Annotated in this window: 3 protein-coding genes; all 3 read left to right on the forward strand. The window is 62.0% G+C overall.

Translation table 11 applies throughout. From position 1 onward, the window contains the following. The first annotated feature begins 514 nt into the window (after positions 1-514). Positions 515-796 carry a type II toxin-antitoxin system RelE/ParE family toxin gene (locus ABC977_RS17930; RefSeq protein WP_369668640.1) on the forward strand — a complete coding sequence of 94 codons (282 nt, stop codon included), beginning with the start codon at positions 515-517 and terminating at the stop codon, positions 794-796. Between the two features lie 41 nt (positions 797-837). Next, positions 838-1,188, forward strand: a complete 351-nt coding sequence (locus tag ABC977_RS17935; protein ID WP_369668641.1) for a HigA family addiction module antitoxin — start codon at positions 838-840, stop codon at positions 1,186-1,188. Positions 1,189-1,280: 92 nt separating this feature from the next. Next, positions 1,281-3,595 (forward strand): hypothetical protein (locus ABC977_RS17940; protein WP_369668642.1); only part of this gene is annotated, 2,315 nt, incomplete at its 3' end.

Here is a 3,595-nt window from a genome sequence, read left to right on the forward strand (position 1 = left end):
CTCCCACTCTGCCGTCGGCACGGCGCAGCGGACGGCGCGCGGCTTGCTCGCGCAGGGACGCGCGATGCAAGGCGCGTGACGGGAGCGGTCCGGTGGGAGTCGGCGGGGCCTGAGTCCGGGACGGTGGCCGTGTCTCGGGACCAAGCGACTACGTCGGGGACCGCAAACGACCCAGACCTGCCGCTCGCCGCTTCATGCTGAGCGACCGCTCAAGGACGCTATGCAGTCATTGGCCGTTGCGGCCGCCCAGGCAAGGGATCCGGAAGGCGGGCACTCTTCTGCGCTGACAAGCAGACCCCTTTGGGCCGGTTGCGAAGATGGATCGCCGACACATGCTAGGGAGATGATGCCCCGTCGGTTCCCGAGGGATCCCGTCGAGGCTTTCTCATGGCCTACTTGAACCGAACACCGATCGGCGCTTATAGACCAGCAACCAGAAAACCCCCGGCGATGTAGCCGTAGGTTGTACGAGAAATCTCTTTACGATTAACGTAACACGTACTATTCTTGTCGCGTGATCAAGAGCTTCGCCGACAAGGCTTCCGCGGCCCTCTTCTCGGGGCGCCGCGTACGTAGCCTTCCACCGCATATCCAACGCCGCGCTTACGCCAAGCTGCAGGTGTTAGATGCGGCGGATACATTGGACTTCCTGCGCGTGCCGCCGTCCAACCGGCTGGAGCCGCTGCGCGGGGACCGTGAGGGTCAGTGGAGCATTCGCATCAACGACCAATGGCGCATCTGCTTCCGCTGGGAGGATCGCGATGCCTTTGACGTCGAGGTGACTGACTACCACTGACGCCAGTGTCCCCGCAAACATCGACTGCATCCCAAAGAACGATGACTATCCAAAGAGAGCAACTGGACCAGATCGACTTTTCCGACCTGGCTGACGGCACCGACCTGATGCCAACGGTCACCCCCGGCGAGATTCTGCGCGGCGACTTTATGGAGCCCCTAGGCCTGTCGGCGAATGCCCTCGCCAAGGCGCTGCATGTGCCGCCGAACCGGATCACCGCCATCCTGAATGGCACTCGCTCCATCACCGCCGATACGGCGCTCCGGCTCGCACGGTACTTCAACACCACCCCGCAGTCCTGGCTGAACTTGCAGAAGAACTATGAGCTGGAGGTCGCAAAGCGGACGGTGGGTCAAGCCATCGCGGCCGAGGTTGAGCCTTATGCCGCCTAGGCGCCGAGAACCGTTGGATGGCGTTCGTGCGCGACGACCCTGTGCGTCACGGTGGACAGGTCTAGTTTCTTTGGACAGGCGCATCTGACCCAATGCCACTCCCAGGAGGCGACGCGGACAAGGCCGGTAACCGCTACGAGCTGCGGTGGACCGTCCGACAGTTCATCCGACTCCTGACAGATGAAGTCGTTTGGATCGAGCTGGAGCCTATCGGGGACGAGGGCGACCGAATCGAGTTTCGGCTGTGCCGTTCTGACCGTCGTATCGAAGCGCATCAAGTAAAACGTCAACAGTCCGGGAAGGCTTACTGGACGATCGCCGATTTAGCTCGGGCGAATGTCCTTGCAGGACTGCGTAAGCATGCGCTGGATAACGCTGCGGAGTTCATTTTCGTCTCGACTCTCCCGACGAAATCTCTCCCCGAGCTTCAAGACCGCGCACAGGCGATCACGGACTTCCCAACGTTTCAAAAATCCCTCTCCCTTTCCTTAAAGGGTGACTTCGATGACCTCCAACGCCGCCTCGGGGTCGACAGCGGCGAAGAGACCTGGCGTGCCGTTCGGCAGAGCCGTTGGATTCCTGTAGACGAACGTGAGTTGGATGACACGGTGCATGCGCTTCTGGGCGCCTATCTGACGGGGGATCCCCAAGCCGCCTTAGGCGTGTTATCTATGTACTCCCTGGAAGCAGTACACCGCCGCGTGACGGCAGCAGATCTGTTGGGCGTTCTCGCCGAGCGCGGCATCCAGCCCTCCGATGTCGCCAGGGATCGAAACCTGGCTGCACGTTTGCGGCAATGCCAAGAGGACTATCTCGAGTCCCAGGAGTTCGGAATCGGGGACCTAGCGCTTCCGCGGCGGGAGGCCGATCAGGCGATCGGCATCCTACTTGATCCAGACCAATCCACGAGAAGCTTCTTCCTTGTCGGACCGGCCGGAATGGGCAAGACGGGTGCTACCGGTCAGATCGTGCGTCGGATCGCGGATACAGGCTGGCCGATTCTGCCGTTTCGCCTCGACCGGCTGGATCCGACTCAGCGTCCCGCGGAGATCGGGCGCCAACTACTGGGGCGCGAGAAGTCCCCGGTTGCGATCCTGGCTGGCTTGGCTGCGGATGGAGATTGCCTGCTGGTCATCGAGCAGCTGGACGCAGTCAGTGTAGTATCCGGCCGGCGGCCGGAGGTCTTCGATGCGGTTGCCGCCCTGGTTCGGGAGGCCCGGGTGCATGCGAACATGCGGCTGCTGCTGGTGTGCCGCGCATTTGACCTGGAAAACGACGCGCGGCTGCGAGACCTGCGAGAGCAAGAGAAGACCCGCGCCACCACGATCTCCGTCGGGCCGCTCGACCAGGAGCAGGTCAAGCAGGTCGTCGCCCACCTTGACCTCCCCCCGGAGCAGTTCACACCCAGCCAGATCGAGCTCCTGCGTCTACCCCTCAACCTGGCCATCTTGGCGGGCGTGACCGCTGGAAACGACGGCGAGCCGTTTGGCTTCTCCTCGGCCAAGGACCTTTATGACACCTTCTGGCGCCGGAAACGGTCGGACCTGCTCCAAGTTCTCAGCGATCACAATGCGTTCGAGGTCCTGCTCTATGCCCTGTGCGAGGCAATGAACGAGCGGCAGACTCTTTCGGTTCCGAGGGGTTGTCTGCCTCCCGGCGATGCGGATCTGGACCGTCTCGTTTCTGCCGATGTGTGTGCCCGCCAGGGCTCCCGAATCGGCTTCTTCCACGAAGGCTTCTTTGACTACGTCTTCGCGCGGCGTTTCTCGGAAACGGGAGAGCCCCTCCTGAATCTCTTGCGCTCCGCCGAGCAGGATCTGTTTCGACGCTCCCAGGTACGCCAGATCCTAGCCTATCGCCGCGACGATGACTTCGATGCCTACCTTAGGGATCTCGGCGACTGCCTCGCCGCACCCGACGTCCGATTCCACATCAAGAAGTTGATGATCGGAGTGGTCGGGCAGGTCAGCGACCCAAGGCCCGAGGAATGGGAAATCCTCGAAGGGCAGTCTGGAGAACAGACCGCGCGACCGACCGACCCAGTACAGACTGCGTTGTGGTCCTCCGCACCCTGGTTTCGCTTCCTGCATGATCAGGGCGTTTTGACAGGTTGGCTGGCGAGCGAGCGCCCGGCAATCATCAACTTTGGTTTCAACTGGCTGGGCCATATCGCGAAGCTGGAGCCAGACCGGGTGGCGGACCTGTTAGAGGGACAGGCCGGCGCTTCACCGGAGCGAGACGAACACGTATTGGGTGTTCTCTATCGGCACGATGCAGCGGCCGAATCCGAGCGGTTGGAGGCCCTTTTTTACCGCCTCGCAACGCAACCCGGACGCAACTGGGCTTTTGTTTGCGGAGCCTTCAAGACGTTCATTCATAGCCACTGCTACCGTGGCAGCCGTGGTAT

The sequence above is a fragment of the Thioalkalicoccus limnaeus genome (assembly GCF_041197575.1).
Taxonomy (GTDB): domain Bacteria; phylum Pseudomonadota; class Gammaproteobacteria; order Chromatiales; family Chromatiaceae; genus Thioalkalicoccus; species Thioalkalicoccus limnaeus.

What these genes read in the sequence shown, in the direction of transcription:
- ABC977_RS17935 (WP_369668641.1), top strand. Translation starts at nt 838, where the DNA reads ATGACTATCCAAAGAGAGCAACTGGACCAGATCGACTTTTCCGACCTG.